The organism is Brevundimonas sp. ABV4_179, assembly GCF_056311945.1.
Map to the genome: position 1 here is coordinate 2,807,925 of NZ_CM149976.1, position 16,825 is coordinate 2,824,749.

The following is a 16,825-nucleotide window of genomic DNA, read 5'->3' on the forward strand; positions in this document are numbered from 1 at the left end:
CCGACGTCCTCGACGGTGCGCGCCTGCCTTCATGCCTGGATGACCGAATGCCGCGTACCCGCCTGACCGCCGCCTGCCTCGCCGTCCTGATGACGACCGCCGCCGCACCTGCGATGGCTCAGACCTTCCGGTCCACCCCCGTCATCACCGACGCCGCCCAGGCGCCGCTGGCCCTGCCCCGCGCCCAGCCGGCCATCCCCACGCCGCAGGACAAGCCCTATCCCGGCGTCATCCAGTACCGCGCCGACATCACCGATCTGGACCGCCGCATCATCCGGGTGCGCCAGACCATCCCGGTCGCCGCCGCCGGTCCGCTGACCCTGCTCTATCCGAAGTTCCTGCCCGGCAACCACGCCGCCACCGGCCCCATCCAGCTGCTGTCCGGCCTGACCGTGACCGCCAATGGCCAGCGGATCGAATGGCTGCGCGACACGCTGGACCCCTACGCCTTTCACCTCGACATCCCGGCAGGCGTGACCAGCATCCACGTCGCGTTCCAGCAGTTGACCCAGCCCGACAGCTCCAACTGGCGCGTGCTGATGACCCCGGCCATGGTCAATCTGCAATGGGAGAAGGCCATCCTCTATCCGGCCGGCTATTTCAGCCGCCAGATCCAGGTCGCCCCCTCGGTCGTCCTGCCCGCCGGCTGGAAATACGGCACGGCCCTGACCACGGCGTCCCAGGACGGCGACGTGGCGACCTTCGCCCCCACCGACCTCTACACCCTGATCGACAGCCCCATCTTCGCCGGCGCCCATTATCGCCGCGTGGACATCGACCCCAGCGGCGCCCCGTCTGAATCAAGGGTCCACCTGAATATCCTGGCCGACGAGGCCAAGGGTCTGGCCGCCACGGACGACCAGTTGAAGCTGTTCGAGAACATGGTCCAGCAGGCCGACCGCCTGTTCGGCGCCCGCCACTTCGACCACTACGAGTTCCTGTTCGCCCTGACCGACCAGATGGGCGGCATCGGGCTGGAGCATCATCGCTCGTCCGAGAACACCGGCGCCCCCGACTTCTTCACCAACTGGGCCAAGAGCGCGGGCGACCGGGGCCTCCTGCCCCACGAATACGCCCACTCCTGGAACGGCAAGTTCATGCGTCCGGCGGACGAACTGACCGCCAACCACAACGTCCCGACCCAGAACACGCTCCTGTGGGTCTATGAGGGTCAGACCGAATACTGGGGCGACGTGCTGGCCGCCCGCGCCGGCCTGCATTCCAAGGGCGTCGCCCTGGCCACCCTGGCCAATGTGGCGGCCTTCTACGACCAGCAGCCGGGCCGCCAGTGGCGCGCGCTTCAGGACACCAACAACCACAACCTGCTGGGCTATCGGGTGACGGGCCAGTATCCGTCATGGATGCGCGGCACCGGCGACTATTACCGAGAGAGCCTGCTGGTCTGGCTGGACGCCGACACCCTGATCCGCGAAGGCACGAACGGTCGCAAATCCCTCGACGACTTCGCCCGCGCCTTCTTCGGCCACGACGACGGCCAATGGGCGCCGCAGGGTTATACGTTCCAGGATGTGGTCGCGGCCCTGAACGCCGTCTATCCGCACGACTGGGCCGCCTTCCTACGCAGCCGCCTCGACGCCGTCGGCCCAGACGCCCGCGCGCCGCTGGACGGCCTGGCCCGCGCCGGCTGGCGCCTGACCTACACCGACACGCCCAACGCCGACGAAAAGGCGGTTCAGAGCGGCTGGGCCAACGACTTCCAGTATTCGCTGGGCTTCACCCTGTCGGGCGACAAGCTGACCAATATCCGCTGGGGCGGCCCCGCCTTCGAACAAGGCGTCGGCGCCGGCTGGACGCTGGTCGCCGTCAACGGCAAGGCCGCCTCGGCCGAGGTCCTCCGCAACGCCGTCACAGCCGCCAAGGGAACGGACGCCCCTCTCGAACTGCTGCTGAAATCCGGCGACCGTTTCCGCACCGTCGCCTTCGCCTACCACGACGGCCTGCGCTATCCGCGCCTGGAACGGATCGAGGGAACCCCCGACCGCCTGTCCGACATCCTGGCGCCCCGGCGGCGCTGAGGCTGTCACCCGGCGCCCGATATCGGAAGGTCAGATCAGCCCCGCCAGCGGCGACGACGGGTCGGCGTACATCCGCTTGGCCATCCGACCGGCCAGATAGGCGTCGCGGCCGGCCATGACCGCGTGTTTCATGGCCCGGGCCATGCGGATGGGATCTTTGGCCCCGGCGATGGCGGTGTTCATCAGCACGGCGTCGCAGCCCAGCTCCATCGCGCGAGTCGCGTCCGAGGCCGTGCCCACGCCGGCGTCGACCAGCACCGGAACCTTGGCCTGCTCCACGATCAGGCGAACATTGACCTCGTTCTGGATGCCCAGACCCGAACCGATCGGAGCGGCGGCAGGCATGATGGCGGCGGCGCCGGCGTCCTCCAGCCGTTTGGCCATCACCACGTCGTCCGTGCAATAGACCATGACGTCGAACCCGTCCTTGATCAGCAGGTCCAGCGCCCGCAGCGTCTCGATCATGTCGGGATACAGGTGGGCGGTGTTGGACAGCACCTCCAGCTTGACCAGGCTCCATCCCCCCGCCTCGCGCGCCAGACGCAGGGTCCGCACCGCATCCTCGCCGGTGAAACAGCCGGCGGTGTTGGGCAGGAAGGTGAAGCGGTCCGGCTTCACATAGTCGACCAGCATCGGCTGGGTCGGGTCCAACAGGTTCACCCGGCGCACGGCCACGGTCACGATCTCGGCCCCCGCAGCCTCGGCGGCGGCGGCGTTCTGGGCGTAGTCGGCGTATTTGCCCGTGCCCACGATCAGGCGCGAGGTGAAGGTGCGGCCCGCGACGGACCAGGTTTCGGAGGCTGTATCGGTCATGGGGCTGACCTAAGCCTCCGATGGCCTCAGGGAAAGCCGTCGTTGCCCGATTTGATCGCGATCAGCCCCCGCCCACGAACTGGACCAGTTCGATGTGGTCGCCGGGCGCGATGGGGGTGGAGGCGTGGAGCGAGCGGGGCACGATTTCCAGATTGCGCTCGACCGCCACCTTGCGCGGGTCCAGCGCCAGTTCCTCGACCAGGGCCAGGATGGTGGCGGCCTGGACCAGGCGGGGTTCGCCGTTCAATTGGATCTGGTTCATGGCGGCTCTCCGTCTGGCGTGCTGCGCAGATAGACGGCGGCGGGCGACTTCGCCAGAGTACGGCGCCCGGCGAACCCCATCCGACACCCCTGCCTCGGCGTAAACTTCGATACGCCGACCGTTTGACCCAAGCCCAGCGTCCGCTAAAAGGCCCCTCTTGCGCCGCACTGCGCCGGATCGATTCCTGGGACCATGGCCGAAACGCCCGTCATTCATGTGCTGAACGGCCCCAACCTGAACCTGCTCGGGGTTCGGGAGCCTGACATCTATGGCCGCGACACCCTGGCGGATATCGAGCAGCGGTGCGTCAAGGCGGCGGGCGGCGCGCAGGTCGTGTTTCGCCAGACCAATCACGAGGGCGCGCTGGTCGACTGGATTCAGGAAGCGCGAGAGGGCGCCGACGCCCTGATCATCAATCCGGCGGCCTACAGCCACACTTCGGTGGCCCTGCACGATGCGTTGAAGATGCTGTCGATCCCGGTGATCGAACTGCATCTGTCCAATCCGGCGGCGCGCGAGACGTTTCGCCATCACTCCTATGTGTCGTCCGCGGCGACCGGCGTCATCGCCGGTTTCGGCGCGACCGGCTATGAACTGGCCGTCCAGGCGGCCCTGACCCTGATCCGGGAACGGCCCTGAGGGCCGCCCGTTCGCTTACACACACGAAAGACAAGGCGCATTCCAATGGCCGATGACAAGAAACACGCCGAAATCGACGCCGCTCTGGTTCGCCAGCTGGCCGAGATTCTGAACGAGACCGACCTGACCGAGGTCGAGGTCGAACGCGGCGAACTGCGCATCCGCGTCGCGCGCGAAATCACCGTCAACGCCGCCCCGGTCCAGTACGCCGCCGCACCCGCTGCGGTCGCCGCCGCGCCCGCCGCCGCCGCTGCTGCGCCTGCCGCCATGCCCAGCGATCCCGCCGCCATCGTCGCCCGCGCGGGCGAAGAGGTGAAGTCGCCGATGGTCGGCACCGCCTACCTTCAGCCCTCGCCCGAGGCGCCGGCCTTCGTCCAGCCGGGCGACAAGGTCAAGAAGGGCCAGACCCTGCTGATCGTCGAGGCGATGAAGACGATGAACCCGATCCAGGCCCCGCGCGACGGCGTGGTCGCCGACATCCTGGTCGGCGACGCCCAGCCGGTCGAGTTCGGCGAAGCCCTCGTCCTGCTCGAGGCGTAAGCCATGTTCACCAAGGTTCTGATCGCCAATCGCGGCGAGATCGCCCTGCGGGTCCACCGGGCCTGCAAGGAGATGGGCATCTCCACTGTCGCCGTCCATTCCGAGGCCGATAGGGGCGCCATGTGGGTGCGACTGGCGGATGAGAGCGTCTGCATCGGCCCGGCCTCGGCCGCCAAGTCTTATCTGAACATCCCCTCGATCATCGCGGCGGCCGAGATCACCGGCGCCCAGGCCATCCACCCCGGCTATGGCTTCCTGTCCGAGAACGCCCGCTTCGCCGAGATCGTCGAAGCGCACGGCATGACCTTCATCGGTCCCAAGCCCGATCATATCCGGGTCATGGGCGACAAGATCAGCGCCAAACAGACCGTCAAGGACGCGGGCATCCCCGTCGTCCCCGGTTCCGACGGCGAGGTCGAGACGGTCGAGGCCGCCATCGAGGCGTCCAAGTCCATCGGCTTCCCGCTGATCGTCAAGGCGGCGGCGGGCGGCGGCGGACGCGGCATGAAGGTGGCCCTGACGCCCGACGACCTGGTCGAGGCGGTCCAGACCGCCCAATCCGAGGCCAAGGCCGCCTTCGGCAACGGCGCCGTCTATATGGAGCGCTACCTCCAGAAGCCGCGCCACATCGAGATTCAGGTCATCGCCGACAGCCACGGCAATGTCGTCCACCTGGGCGAACGCGACTGCTCGCTGCAACGCCGTCACCAGAAGGTGCTGGAAGAGGCCCCCTCGCCCGCCCTGTCGGCGGAAGGTCGCAAGAAGATCGGCGAAACGGTCAACAAGGCCATCGCCGCCATCGGCTATCTTGGCGTCGGCACCATCGAATTCCTGTGGGAGGACGGCGAGTTCTTCTTCATCGAGATGAACACCCGCCTGCAGGTCGAACACCCGGTCACGGAAATGATCACCGGCGTCGATCTGGTGCGCGAACAGGTGCGGATCGCCGCCGGTCTGCCGCTGTCGTTCACCCAGGACGACATCGAGTTCAAGGGCCACGCCATCGAGGTGCGGATCAACGCCGAGAACCCCGAGACCTTCACCCCGTCGCCGGGCAAGATCACAGACTTCCACGCCCCGGGCGGCCTGGGCGTGCGTCTGGATAGCGCCATCTACGCCGGCTATTCGATCCCGCCCTATTATGACAGCCTGATCGGCAAGCTCATCGTCCACGGTCGCGACCGCGAGGAGGCCATCGCACGCCTGAAGCGGTCGCTGGGCGAGGTGGTCATCGGCGGCGTCGACACCACCATCCCTCTGTTCCAGAAGCTGCTGGCCGAGCCGGACATCCTGTCGGGCGACTACGATATCCACTGGCTGGAGAAATGGGCTGCCCGTCAGAAGGGCGACGCCTGACGGACCCCGATTTCAGCGCCAGCGGGCCTTTCGGCGGTTTCGGCCCCGAGGACCTGCTGGCCTGCTACGCCCGGGGCGTGTTTCCGATGGCCGAGGCGCGCGATGATCCGCGCGTCTTCATCATCGAGCCGAACCAGCGGGGCGTCATACCGCTGGACGCCTTCCACATCCCCGCCCGCCTGCGACGCACCGTGCGGGGCGAGCCGTTCGAGGTGCGCATCGACACCGCCTTCGAAGCCGTGCTGGACGGCTGTGCGGCGGCGCAAGGACCGGATCGCGAAGACACCTGGATCAACGCGCCGATCCGGCGGCTGTATGCGGCCCTGTTCGCCATGGGTCATGTCCACTCCATCGAATGCTGGCGCGACGAGCGGCTGGTCGGCGGACTTTACGGCGTATCCCTGGGCGGCGCCTTCTTCGGCGAGAGCATGTTCAGCCGCGAGCGCGACGCATCGAAAGTGGCGCTGGTGCATCTGGTCGCGCGGTTGAGGAAGGGCGGCTGGACCCTGTTGGACGCCCAGTTTCTGACCGATCACCTCAGCCAGTTCGGCGCGGTGGAGACGCCGCAGGCGGCCTATCTGAGGCGGTTGGCGCCCGCGCTGAAGGTCACGGCCGACCAGGCGGCGCTGCTCGCGCCGCTGACCGGCGCCGAGGCGGTTGAGGCGGCGCTCGCTCCAGGCGCATCCCCCAGCTGAAGCCGCCTGCCGGGTGCGGGGTCGTCCTGGGCCGCTACGGAATGACGAATGGTGCAGGCTATAGGGCTTGTCCGGACACGATTTCGGACCTGTCCCGACACGGATCCGCTGGCGTCGGTTCCGCGTGTCGGCCTCGATGGCGCCATGACCGACACATCGACACCCCCGCCCCGCCCGTCCGCCTTCAAAGAGGCCCGCGAAATCGTCCTGACGCTGGTCGTCGCCCTGATCGTGGCGACGCTGTTGCGCCTTCTGCTGTTTCAGCCCTTCACCATCCCGTCCTCGTCGATGGAGCCGGGACTGGTGACCGGCGACTATATCGTCGTGTCCAAGTTCGCCTATGGCTGGAGCGAAGCGTCGCTGCCGCTGGCGTCGTCGATCAGGCCGGGACGGCTGATGGGGGCCCAGGCGCGTCGCGGCGACGTGGTGGTGTTCCGCCTGCCGCGCGATCCCAGGCAGGTCTGGATCAAGCGGGTCGTGGGCCTGCCTGGCGATACGGTTCAGGTGCGGGGCGGCGTGGTCTTCGTCAATGGCGCGGCCGTGCGCCAGACGCGGCTGGATTTCGTCGCCGATCACGATGCGCCGCAGCGCCGGGTGCAGCGGGTGCGCGAGACCCTGGCCGACGGTCGCAGCTACGTCACCTATGACGGCGGGCCGGGCCTGCCCGGCGACGACACGCCGCCGCGCCGCGTGCCGCCGAGCCATTATCTGATGATGGGCGACAATCGCGACAACTCGCTGGACAGCCGCTGGCCGCCGGAGATCGGCGTGGGCCTGCTGCCGGCCGAGAACATCGTCGGCCGCGCGGCGATGGTGCTGGCGTCCTGGAAACCCGGCGCCGGCCTGTTCAAGCCGTGGACCTGGCTGAACCTGCAAGGGGACCGCTTCCTGGTTCCGGTGCGATAGACCGTCCCCCAAATGGCGACGGAGACGACGGCCTAACCCGCCCGATACTCGTCGAAGCTGACCACGCCGTCGTGGTTTCGATCCAGACGGTCGAAGGCGGCCCGGCTGGGGGCGGCCGACCGGGATTGAGCCAGGGCGGGGACCGCGACGGCGCCCAGAGCCAGGCCGGCCAAGGCGGCGGCGGCGAGCTGACGCCAGCCGGTGGGGATTGAGCGTCGAGCGGCGGTCTGGTTCAGTTCGGCGTCGATGAAGCGGCGGATCGCCTCGCTGGCCGTGCGGCCCTCGGCCTGGCAGCGGGCCATGAAGGCGGTCTTGGCGGCGTGTGACAGACGGACTTCCACCGTCTCGTCCTTCTTCAACGGTCGTTTGCGATCCATGCCGATTCTCTCGCCAGTCGATCAGTTCTTACAGCCGACCACCCATGCGTCGTAATAGGGGTTCTGCACCCCGCTGACCGCCGGTGACGAGGCGAACATCCAGCCCCGGAAGATCTGGCGCGACGTGGTCTGGCCTCGCGGCTGCAGCGAGACGTCCATATAGGCGATGGAATCTTCGGTCAGTTCGTCCGGCGTCGTCACCTCGCAGGCGCGGGCGGCGAAGACCAGGTTGCGGTTGAAGCGCACAGGCCGGCCCCCGACCTCGACCTCGAACTTCATCGTCTCGGCCGTGACCTTGTCGATGGCCTGGATGACCGCGAACTTGCGTCGCTGGCGACGGCCGGGCGTGGCGGGCTGGTCGATGGCCTTTTCAGCGACGGGGCGTTCGGCCTTGACCTCTTCCTCGGCCTTTTCCTCGACGGCGGCGTCCTCGGCGATGATGACGGCCGGGGGCGGCGTCACCGCGACGGGCGCGCGCGGGGCGGGCGCGCCGGCGGGCGGCGTCTCGGTCGGCACGTTCGACGCCGGCTGCGCCGGAGTCTTTCGCAGAATGTCGCCGATGGGATCCTGGACCGGGCGCGCATCGCGCGGCGCGTCCTGAAGCACGCTGGCCGTGACGGCCCCCGCGCTCAGCACGCCGATCAGGGCGCCGGCGCCCATCAGGATCCGGCGGGTTTTCACTCGGGCGTCCAGGCCTGATAGTCTCCGGTCGCGGCCGGGCGCTTGGCCTCGTTGGCCAGCGAGCCGGGCGGGCGCCAGGCCAGGGGGGTGCCGGTCAGGTTGGGCAGATGCTCCTTCTCCCATGCGCGACGCGGCAGCGGCTGCTCGGTCGGCGGCAGATCGAAGGTGTAATGCAGCCAGCCGTGCCAGTCGGGCGTGACCTTGGACGCCTCGGCATAGCCGTCATAGATCACCCAGCGACGCTTGCGGCCGTCATAGCTGACGTTGTCGCGGCTCTCGTAATATCGATTGCCGTTCTCGTCCTGACCGACAAAGCGACCGCGCTTGGCGATGGTGAAGCGGGTGCCGATCGTGGCGCCCTCCCACCAGCCGAAAATCTTGCTCAACACGTCGTGAAATCCAACCGTAAGGGTTCGTCGGACTCAGGGCCCGACGCTCGCGCGGATCATAGAAACCCGCGTCCTCTTCGTCCAGCGTTCAGGCGGCAGCGCCGGGGTCAAAGGTCGAATCGATATCTTGTGGGCAACCTGGCCCTGCGACACCAGATGTATTGGACAAGTGCGGTCTTGGACCTAGGCTGGCGCGAACCCATCGGAGAGACCGCCATGCGCAATCAATCCGTCTTCGCCCCTCGCGCCCGGCGAGTCGCGATGGAGCACCACGTCGTGGAGCGGCCCGCCGGCGTGCGGCCGGTGCTGGCCCCCGTCGGCTGGTCGGAGGCGCAGATCGAGGCCTGGCTGGACTGGATCGCGGCCCAGGGACCGTCCGACGACACCTGCGGCGACTGGCTGGATGGGGGCGTGGACGCCTGGTCCGCCCTTCTGGCCAGGACCGGCGTGGCGGAGGGTGTGTTCGATGCGGCCCAGGCCGCGGTGTTCGCCGATGAGCTTTCGGCCGTCATCAGGCTGGGGCTGGCGGCGCCGGCGCGATCGGGCGCGGCGGCGACGGGTATGGTGGACCTGAACGATCCGGGCGCGGCCGCCGTCCTTGCCGATCACGGCGGACGCCGCTCCGCCGCGCGCCTGGGCGCCCAGGCGGCCCAAGCCCTGGCCGACGCCCTGGCCGGGGTCGCCGATGCGGTGGGTCGGTGCGAGGGACCGCGCGGCGACTGCGGCGATCCTTCGCGCAACCCGGCTCTGGGGCGGGCGGCGGCCCTGGCCCGGCGTTGCGGGGCGTCGGACGCCGACATCCTGCGGGCGGTGGACGGCGAACGTCCCCTGCCCGACCTGGGCCCCGCCATAGAGGCCGCGCCCCTGGTGGCGCTGGCCGACCGGACGCAGATCGCAGCGGGCGCGCCAGAGGCCCTGCTGGCTGCCAGGGCGGCGCTCGATGGCGGGCTGATCCTGGCCTTCGATCCGCGCGATGCGGAGACGGCGACGGCCCCGACCACCGCGCGCATGGTCATCGACCTGCCCGCCGTGATGGCGCTGGACGGCGAGACCGCCGACGATCTGGCCGCCCTGACGCGATTGCTGATCACGGCGCTGGACCTGTCGAGCCCCACGCCTGGCGTCCTGGCGCTGGGGCTGGAAGGGCTGCTGGAGGCCGTGGCGCCGTTGGGCGAGGCGCGGACGGCGCAGGCTCAATCGTTGGCGGCCCTGGTCGCGGCGACCGCGGGCGAGACCTCGGCCGATCTGGCCGCCCTCCGGGGCGCGGCGCCCGACTGGGACGAGGTGCAGGCCGCCGCCCAGGAGACCCGGGCCGCCCGACGCCGGGCGCTGCAGGGCGAAAACGATCCCGTTGCGGAGGCCGCGCTGAAGGCCCTGAAGGCGAAGCCCCGTCCGCGACGGCATTCGGCCATCGGCCTGTTTGTGGACGATGCGGAGGCGCGGCTGCGGCTGGGCCGGGGGCGCATCGCCGCCGTTGATGTGTTCCAGACGGCGGACGGCGAGATCGGGCGGCGGCTGCATCCGGCGCTGGCGGCGGCGCTGGGCGCGGCGGGCGGCGACGTCCAGGCGGCCGAACGCCATGTGTTCGGACGCCGCACCCTGGTCGAAGCGCCGGGCCTGGATCATGCCGCGCTGCGGACGCTGGGCTTCACCGACATCGAACTGGCGGCCATCGAGCACGCCCTGGCCTGGGCCGAGGATTTCGACGCCGTCTTCTCCGCCCCCGTCCTGGACGCCGGCTTTATCCGCGACGTGCTGGGCGTCGAGGACGGAGACGGCCTGCTGCTGACGCTGCTGGGGGTGTCGGACGAGGCCGAGGCCGCCGCCGCGCGCTGGGTGTTCGGTCACGGCGACCTCTCGACCTGGCCCGAGGCGCCGGCGGCCGTCGCCGCCCTGCTGGCCGATCCCGAAGGGGCGGCGGCCGAACTGCGCCAGGCCATCACGCCGTTCAGCGACCTGGCCGACATCGCGCCCGAGACCACCCATTGGCGCACCACGGCGGGCCAGGCGGCGCGGCTGATGGGTCAGGCGGCGCTGGACGGCCGCCGCGCCATCCGGCTGCAACGCGCCGAGCCGCCGGCCCGCCCGCTGCTGACCCTGCCCGCCGTCGAGACGGCCGCTCGGCCCGAACCGGCGCGCGAGGCGCCGCGTGCGACCGAACGGGTGGTGGAAAGGGTGGTCGAGCGCGAGCGCGCCCGCCGCAAACTGCCCGACCGCCGCAAGGGCTATATCCAAAAGGCGGCCGTGGGGGGCCACAAGGTCTATATCCACACCGGCGAATACGAAGACGGCGAACTGGGCGAGATCTTCATCGACATGCACAAGGAAGGCGCCGCCTTCCGCAGCCTGATGAACAACTTCGCCATCGCGATCAGCATCGGCCTGCAATACGGCGTGCCGCTGGACGAGTTCGTGGACGCCTTCGTCTTCACCCGGTTCGAACCGGCGGGCCGCGTGACGGGCAACGATTCCATCCGCTCGGCCACCTCGATCCTGGACTACATCTTCCGCGAGTTGGGCGTCTCCTATCTGGACCGGCATGAACTGGCCAATGGCGAGGCCGAGGCCCTGGACGGCGACGGGCTGGAGGGCGGCGCGCCGCAGGGCGAGGCCGTCCCCGCCGCTCGCTTCATCTCCAAGGGGTTCGCGCGCGGGTCCGCGCCCGACAATCTGGTGGTCCTGCCGTTCGGCAAGAAGACCGAGCCGGACGCCCGCGCCTCAACGTCGGGCGAGGCCGTGGCCTGCCCCGCCTGCGGCGACTTCACCCTGCAACAGCGCGGCGGCGGCTGGACCTGCGACACCTGCGGGGCCGCGCCGGCGCTGAAGGGCGGGGATCAGGGCTAGGTTAAGGGTTATGGCCTAGGGTTTGCTTCAGGACGATCAAACGTCGGAGCCCGGTCCATGAAACGCACACTCTCTCTCGGTCTGATCGCAACCGCCTTGCTGGTCGTGGCGACCCCCGTCCTGGCCCAGAACGCCGGCCAGATCGCCAGCGTCCGGCGCGGCGCCTCCTGCGCCGGCTGCAACCTGTTCCAGGGGGATTTCTCGGGCCTGGAGGCGCGCGGACTGAACCTGGCCGGCTCGCGCCTGCGCCAGTCGGACATGAGCCTGAGCGTGATGAACCGCACCCGCTTCTCCGGCGCCGATCTGCGCGACGTGGAAGGCTATGGCGGGGTCTTCTCGGGCTCCAACTTCACGCGCGCCAACCTGACCAACGCCAGTTTCGTGGGCGCCTATCTGGAAGGCGCGAATTTCTCGGGCGCGACGCTGGCGGGCACGAACCTGTCGGGCGCCCAGTTGGCGCGTGCCACCGGCCTGACGCAGGGTCAGCTGAACCAGGCGTGCGGCGACGGCTCCACCGTCTTGCCGCGCGGCCTTCGCATTCCCGCCTGCTGAGGGCCGCCGATCTTGCCTCGATTTAACGAAGTTACCTCGATTTAAGTAGGTCGCGCGGGGCTTTCGGGGCATTCAGGTCTCGTGAAACAGATCGCTGAACATATCCGGTTTCGACCCTCCTTGGCCCTGCTGGCGCTGGGCGCGGCGCTGATGGCGTCTCCCGCCATGGCCGGGGTCGAGATGTCGATGCAGGACCGGGACGTGGCCCGAACCGTGTCGCTGGGCGGATCGTGCAACCGCTGCGAACTGTCGGGTCGCAACCTGTCGGGCGCCACCTTCACGGGCGCCAGCTTCATGAACGCCACCCTGGTCGGGGCCAATCTGCGCGGCGCCGAGATGATGGGCTCCAACTTCTCGGGCAGCGACTTCAGCCGCGCCAATCTGTCGGGCGTCCAGATCATCGGGGCCAACTTCAGCTCGACCAACTTCACCAGCGCGGTCCTGACCGGGGCCGAGGCTCAGGGCGCCGGCTTCGTGCGCGCCAATATGAGCCGAGCCGAAATCTCGGGCGCCCAAATGCACGGGGTCAACTTCAACGGCGCCACCCTGTCCGGCGCCAAGTTCATCGGCGCGGAACTGTTCGGCGCGACCCTGGCCAATGTCGTCGCCGTGGGCGCCGACTTCACCGGCGCCGAAATCCATGCCTCCAACCTGTCGTCCGGCGATTTCAGCAATGCCCGCTTCACCGGATCGACGCTGGACGGCGCCCGTCTGACCGGCGGACGTTTCTCCCGGACAGACTTTTCCGAGGCGTCGATGCACCGGACGGACATTCGCGGCGCCGACCTGTCCGGCGCGCGCGGCCTGACGCAGGGCCAGATCAGGACGGCGTGCGGCGACGGCTCGACCCGCCTGCCCGGCGGACTGACCGCCCAGGCCTGCCGCAGCAGTGCGATCACGGTGATCCGCACCCCGCCGGCTCCGCCCGTGCCGCCTCGGGTCAGGAATTTCGTCGCGGTCGCCGGGAACTGAACAGCAAAAAGGGGACGCCCGCCTGGCGTCCCCTTCTTCGTTTCAGCGATGACCGCGCCGATCAGACCTTGATCGGCGGGGCGGTGCGGATGTGCACGTCCTTCAGCTGGCGCTCCTCGGCCTCGGTTGGGGCGTTCATCAACAGGTCCTCGCCCTGCTGGTTCAGCGGGAAGGCGATCACTTCACGGATGGCCGTCTCGCCGGCCAGCAGCATGACGATGCGGTCGATGCCGGGGGCCAGGCCGCCGTGCGGCGGGGCGCCGAAGCGGAAGGCGTTCAACATGCCGCCGAACTGCTCCTCCACCACCGAGGCGTCGTAGCCGGCGATCTCGAAGGCCTTCAGCATGATCTCGGCCTTGTGGTTCCGGATCGCGCCCGAGCACAGCTCATAGCCGTTGCAGACGATGTCGTACTGATAGGCGCGGATGGTCAGCGGATCCTGATTTTCCAGCGCCTCCAGCCCGCCCTGCGGCATGGAGAAGGGGTTGTGGCTGAAGTCGACCTTCTTCTCTTCTTCCGACCATTCGAACATGGGGAAGTCGACGATCCAGCAGAATTTGAACTGGTTCTCGTCGACCAGCTTCAGCTCGGTCCCGACGCGGGTGCGGGCCAGGCCGGCGAACTTGGCGAAGGTCGCGGGCAGGCCGGCGACGAAGAAGGCGGCGTCGCCCTGGCCCAGGCCCAGCGACGACATCAGGGCCTGGGTCGGCTCCTGACCCAGGTTCTTGGCGATCGGGCCGCCCCAGACGCCCTGATCCTCGGACCAGAAGATATAGCCCAGGCCGGGCTGGCCCTCGCCCTGCGCCCAGCTGTTCATGCGGTCGCAGAAGGCGCGCGATCCGCCGGTCGGCGCCGGGATGGCCCAGACCGCGTTCTTGTCGTCCGCGCCCAGGATCTTGGCGAACAGGCCGAAACCGCCGTTGCGGAAATGGTCCGACACCACCTGCATCTTGATCGGGTTGCGCAGGTCCGGCTTGTCCGAACCGTACCAGGCCATCGACTGGGCGTAGGTCAGGCGCTCGAAGCCCTTGTGCTCGAACGTCTCGCCGAAGTCGTTGGTGAAGACGTGCGGCTGGTCGATGGGCGAGACCGGCTTGCCCTCGCCGAACTCCTCGAACACGCCGTGCATCAGCGGTTCGATGGCGGCGAAGACGTCTTCCTGGGTCACGAAGCTCATCTCGACGTCGAGCTGATAGAACTCCAGCGAACGGTCGGCGCGCAGGTCTTCGTCGCGGAAGCAGGGCGCGATCTGGAAATAGCGGTCGAAGCCCGAGACCATCAGCAGCTGTTTGAACTGCTGCGGCGCCTGGGGCAGCGCATAGAACTTGCCCGGATGCAGGCGCGACGGCACCAGGAAGTCGCGGGCGCCTTCCGGCGACGAGGCCGTCAGGATCGGCGTCTGATATTCCAGGAAGCCTTGGCCGACCATGCGCTGACGGATCGAGGAGATCACACGCGAACGCAGGACGATGTTCTTGTGCAGACGCTCGCGGCGCAGGTCCAGGAAGCGGTTGGCCAGGCGGATGTCCTCGGGATACTCCTGATCGCCAAAGACCGGCATCGGCAGTTCGGCGGCCTCGGACAGCACCTCGACGCCCTGAACGCGGACTTCGATCTCGCCAGTCGGCAGATTGGGGTTCACCACCGAGGCGTCGCGGGCCACGACCTCGCCGTCCACCTTGATGACGCTCTCGGCGCGCAGGCGTTCGACGGCGGCGAAGCCGGGCGTCTCGGGGTGCAGCACCAGCTGCGTCAGGCCGTAGTGGTCGCGCAGGTCGATGAACAGCAGGCCGCCGTGATCGCGCTTCCTGTGCACCCAGCCGGACAGGCGGACGGCGGAACCGGCGTCGGAGGCGCGAAGCGCGCCGCAGGTGTGAGAGCGATAGGCGTGCATGGAACGAACCGTCTGGAGACTTTGGCGGTGGAATCCGTCGCCGTCGGCGCCGGAAATCGAAGCGGCGTAGGGCGCATCATCGCCCCGGAAAGTCAAGGTTTCAGCCGTTGCAAAGCCCCGCGCGGCGAACGATATCTGGCGCCCATCGCGTTGTAGAGGCCGCCATGTTCATCGTCATCATCACCTACACCCAGCCGATCGAAGCCATCGAGGCGCGGACGGTCGAGCATCGCGAATGGCTGGACCAGCACGTGGCCAGCGGACTGGTGATCGCCGCAGGGCCGATGGTTCCGCGCACCGGCGGGGTGCTGGTCGTGGCCAGCCGGGTCGCCAAGGAAGAGCTGGAAACCCTGCTGAAGGACGACCCGTTCCACGTTCATGGTCTGGCCGACTATTCAGTGACGGAGTTCAAGGCGGGCAAGCTGAACCCCGCCATGGTTCCGTTCGCCTGATTTCATCCACAGCGACGCGGCTTCCCTCCCCGGAACCAACAGAGGGGCGCCGACGCGGTTAATCCCGGCCTCTGCTATGACGGGGGCATGACCGCGCTGAGCGCCCCGTCCCGTCCGACCGCCGAACAGCTGCGTCTGCCGCTGGAGCGCCACGCCGTGGGCGAGGCCTTCGTGGTGTCGGACAGCAACGTCGAGGCGGTCGCCTTGCTGGGCCGCTGGCCGGACGGGGTCGCGCCCGTGCTGGCGCTGCATGGCCCGGCCGGATCGGGCAAGAGCCGCCTGGCCGCCGACTGGGCCGAACGGGTCGGGGCCGCGCCGCTGACCGGCGCGGAGGCGGCCCTGATCGATCCGCGGGAGTTGGAAGGCCGCCCGGTTCTGCTGGACGACGCAGATCAGGCCGACGACGAGAGCCTGTTTCACCTGATCAACCTGGCCGGTTCGGTCGGAGGGGCGTTGCTGATGGCGTCGCGCCTGGCGCCGCGCCAGTGGTCGGTCGCCCTGCCCGACCTGCGCTCACGGCTGGACGCGATGCGGACCGTGGCGGTCCAGGCGCCCGACGACGCGGTGCTGTCGGCCATTCTGCGCGCCCGCTTTTCGGAACGCAGCATCACCCCGGCCGACGAGGTGATCGACTATCTGGTGCGCCGTCTGGACCGATCCGGCGACGCCGCCGCAACGGTGGTGGAGCGGCTGGACGCCCTGCATCGTCCGGTCACGCGCGTCCTGGCCCGACAGGTGCTGGACGCGATGGACGCCGGCTGACATCCCGACATCCGGGATATGCACAACATCGCATTTGGAATCGTGGCTGAATTTTGAACGCTTAGCTTTGCCTTGGCGTTGAGCCGCCGGAGCGACCATGCGCTCCAGCAAACGGGAAACGTCCAAATGCGTGTTCAGCTTGTCATGATCTCCGCCGTCGCCCTGCTCGCGGCCTGTTCCAACGGCGACGACGCCAAGACGGCCAAGGGCGAAACCACCGCGCCGGCAACCGCCTCCATGCCCGCGCCGCAGCCGGGCCTGTGGCAGCAGACCGTTTCGGGCCCGCAGATGCCGCAGCCGACGACGATGAAGATCTGCATCGGCGAGACCGCGCCCGGCTCCAACCCCTTCAACGCCCCCCAGCAAGGCGTGACCTGCAGCGAGAACAGCGTCAAATCGGTTCCCGGCGGCGCCGAGTTCCACGCCGTCTGCAACGCCCAGGGCATGACGGTGACGTCGGACGGCAAGGTGTCCGGCGACATGCGCACGGCCTATAAGGTGGACATCACCACCAAGACCACCGGCCCCAACGTTCCGCCGGCCATCGCCGAGATGAAGATGACCATCGACGCCAAGCGCTTGGGGGACTGCCCGGCCGGCACGGCGCCCAACACCATCGTTCAATAAGCCACACAGCCGGGGCGGCCGCTGCGTC

18 protein-coding genes are annotated in these 16,825 nt (G+C 68.8%); 12 read left to right on the top strand and 6 right to left on the bottom strand.

Annotated elements, in window-relative coordinates; translation table 11 throughout:
• Positions 1 to 47 precede the first annotated feature (47 nt).
• Positions 48 to 2,036: a M61 family metallopeptidase gene (locus ACYX4P_RS13680; protein ID WP_248119122.1), complete on the top strand. Its 1,989-nt coding sequence runs from the start codon at positions 48 to 50 to the stop codon at positions 2,034 to 2,036.
• 30 nt (positions 2,037 to 2,066) lie between these two features.
• Here the strand turns inward: ACYX4P_RS13680 and ACYX4P_RS13685 are convergent, their stop codons facing one another.
• Positions 2,067 to 2,849: a HisA/HisF-related TIM barrel protein gene (locus tag ACYX4P_RS13685; protein ID WP_248119119.1), complete on the bottom strand. Its 783-nt coding sequence runs from the start codon at positions 2,847 to 2,849 to the stop codon at positions 2,067 to 2,069.
• Between the two features lie 61 nt (positions 2,850 to 2,910).
• The gene (gene thiS / locus ACYX4P_RS13690) at positions 2,911 to 3,111 is read right to left on the bottom strand and encodes a sulfur carrier protein ThiS (protein ID WP_248119117.1); all 201 of its coding nucleotides are present in this window, start codon (positions 3,109 to 3,111) and stop codon (positions 2,911 to 2,913) included.
• A 192-nt stretch (positions 3,112 to 3,303) separates the two neighbouring features.
• On the opposite strand from thiS, the gene aroQ reads away from it, so the two are divergent.
• The 5 genes from aroQ (at position 3,304) to lepB (ending at position 7,247) form a co-directional block, all read left to right on the top strand.
• Positions 3,304 to 3,750: a type II 3-dehydroquinate dehydratase gene (gene aroQ / locus ACYX4P_RS13695; RefSeq protein ID WP_248119115.1), complete on the top strand. Its 447-nt coding sequence runs from the start codon at positions 3,304 to 3,306 to the stop codon at positions 3,748 to 3,750.
• A 45-nt stretch (positions 3,751 to 3,795) separates the two neighbouring features.
• A complete protein-coding gene (gene accB, locus ACYX4P_RS13700) occupies positions 3,796 to 4,290 on the top strand; it encodes an acetyl-CoA carboxylase biotin carboxyl carrier protein (RefSeq protein WP_248119112.1) in 495 nt (164 codons plus the stop codon).
• 3 nt (positions 4,291 to 4,293) lie between these two features.
• Positions 4,294 to 5,646, top strand: coding sequence for an acetyl-CoA carboxylase biotin carboxylase subunit (gene accC, locus ACYX4P_RS13705; protein ID WP_248119110.1), 1,353 nt, complete (start codon positions 4,294 to 4,296; stop codon positions 5,644 to 5,646).
• A gap of 86 nt (positions 5,647 to 5,732) precedes the next feature.
• Entirely contained in the window at positions 5,733 to 6,341 is a 609-nt protein-coding gene (gene aat, locus ACYX4P_RS13710) for a leucyl/phenylalanyl-tRNA--protein transferase (protein WP_248119146.1), read from the top strand.
• A 144-nt stretch (positions 6,342 to 6,485) separates the two neighbouring features.
• Positions 6,486 to 7,247, top strand: coding sequence for a signal peptidase I (gene lepB / locus ACYX4P_RS13715; RefSeq protein ID WP_248119108.1), 762 nt, complete (start codon positions 6,486 to 6,488; stop codon positions 7,245 to 7,247).
• 32 nt (positions 7,248 to 7,279) lie between these two features.
• Here lepB and ACYX4P_RS13720 read toward each other — a convergent pair whose 3' ends face one another.
• The 3 genes from ACYX4P_RS13720 to ACYX4P_RS13730 are packed head-to-tail and all read right to left on the bottom strand — an operon-like array spanning position 7,280 to position 8,694.
• Positions 7,280 to 7,624: an EF-hand domain-containing protein gene (locus ACYX4P_RS13720; RefSeq protein WP_248119105.1), complete on the bottom strand. Its 345-nt coding sequence runs from the start codon at positions 7,622 to 7,624 to the stop codon at positions 7,280 to 7,282.
• Between the two features lie 21 nt (positions 7,625 to 7,645).
• The gene (locus ACYX4P_RS13725) at positions 7,646 to 8,305 is read right to left on the bottom strand and encodes a DUF2155 domain-containing protein (RefSeq protein WP_248119104.1); all 660 of its coding nucleotides are present in this window, start codon (positions 8,303 to 8,305) and stop codon (positions 7,646 to 7,648) included.
• On the bottom strand, positions 8,302 to 8,694 hold the full coding sequence (locus ACYX4P_RS13730) for an NADH:ubiquinone oxidoreductase subunit NDUFA12 (protein WP_248119102.1): 393 nt from the start codon (positions 8,692 to 8,694) through the stop codon (positions 8,302 to 8,304). Before ACYX4P_RS13730 ends, ACYX4P_RS13725 begins: the two co-directional genes overlap by 4 nt.
• 216 nt (positions 8,695 to 8,910) lie before the next feature.
• Between ACYX4P_RS13730 and ACYX4P_RS13735 the strand changes: the two genes are divergently transcribed.
• The 3 genes from ACYX4P_RS13735 (at position 8,911) to ACYX4P_RS13745 (ending at position 13,062) form a co-directional block, all read left to right on the top strand.
• Positions 8,911 to 11,538, top strand: a complete 2,628-nt coding sequence (locus ACYX4P_RS13735; RefSeq protein WP_248119100.1) for a TSCPD domain-containing protein — start codon at positions 8,911 to 8,913, stop codon at positions 11,536 to 11,538.
• Between the two features lie 57 nt (positions 11,539 to 11,595).
• On the top strand, positions 11,596 to 12,090 hold the full coding sequence (locus ACYX4P_RS13740; RefSeq protein WP_248119098.1) for a pentapeptide repeat-containing protein: 495 nt from the start codon (positions 11,596 to 11,598) through the stop codon (positions 12,088 to 12,090).
• 81 nt (positions 12,091 to 12,171) lie between these two features.
• The gene (locus tag ACYX4P_RS13745) at positions 12,172 to 13,062 is read left to right on the top strand and encodes a pentapeptide repeat-containing protein (protein ID WP_248119096.1); all 891 of its coding nucleotides are present in this window, start codon (positions 12,172 to 12,174) and stop codon (positions 13,060 to 13,062) included.
• A 61-nt stretch (positions 13,063 to 13,123) separates the two neighbouring features.
• Here the strand turns inward: ACYX4P_RS13745 and aspS are convergent, their stop codons facing one another.
• Complete coding sequence (aspS, locus tag ACYX4P_RS13750) at positions 13,124 to 14,956, bottom strand: aspartate--tRNA ligase (protein ID WP_248119094.1); 1,833 nt, start codon at positions 14,954 to 14,956, stop codon at positions 13,124 to 13,126.
• A 164-nt stretch (positions 14,957 to 15,120) separates the two neighbouring features.
• On the opposite strand from aspS, the gene ACYX4P_RS13755 reads away from it, so the two are divergent.
• The 3 genes from ACYX4P_RS13755 to ACYX4P_RS13765 all read left to right on the top strand — a co-directional run bounded on the left by ACYX4P_RS13755 (position 15,121) and on the right by ACYX4P_RS13765 (position 16,797).
• Positions 15,121 to 15,408 carry a YciI family protein gene (locus tag ACYX4P_RS13755; RefSeq protein WP_248119093.1) on the top strand — a complete coding sequence of 96 codons (288 nt, stop codon included), beginning with the start codon at positions 15,121 to 15,123 and terminating at the stop codon, positions 15,406 to 15,408.
• Between the two features lie 87 nt (positions 15,409 to 15,495).
• On the top strand, positions 15,496 to 16,170 hold the full coding sequence (locus tag ACYX4P_RS13760) for a P-loop NTPase family protein (protein ID WP_248119090.1): 675 nt from the start codon (positions 15,496 to 15,498) through the stop codon (positions 16,168 to 16,170).
• Between the two features lie 126 nt (positions 16,171 to 16,296).
• Positions 16,297 to 16,797, top strand: a complete 501-nt coding sequence (locus tag ACYX4P_RS13765; RefSeq protein ID WP_248119087.1) for a DUF3617 domain-containing protein — start codon at positions 16,297 to 16,299, stop codon at positions 16,795 to 16,797.
• The last annotated feature ends 28 nt before the right edge of the window (positions 16,798 to 16,825 follow it).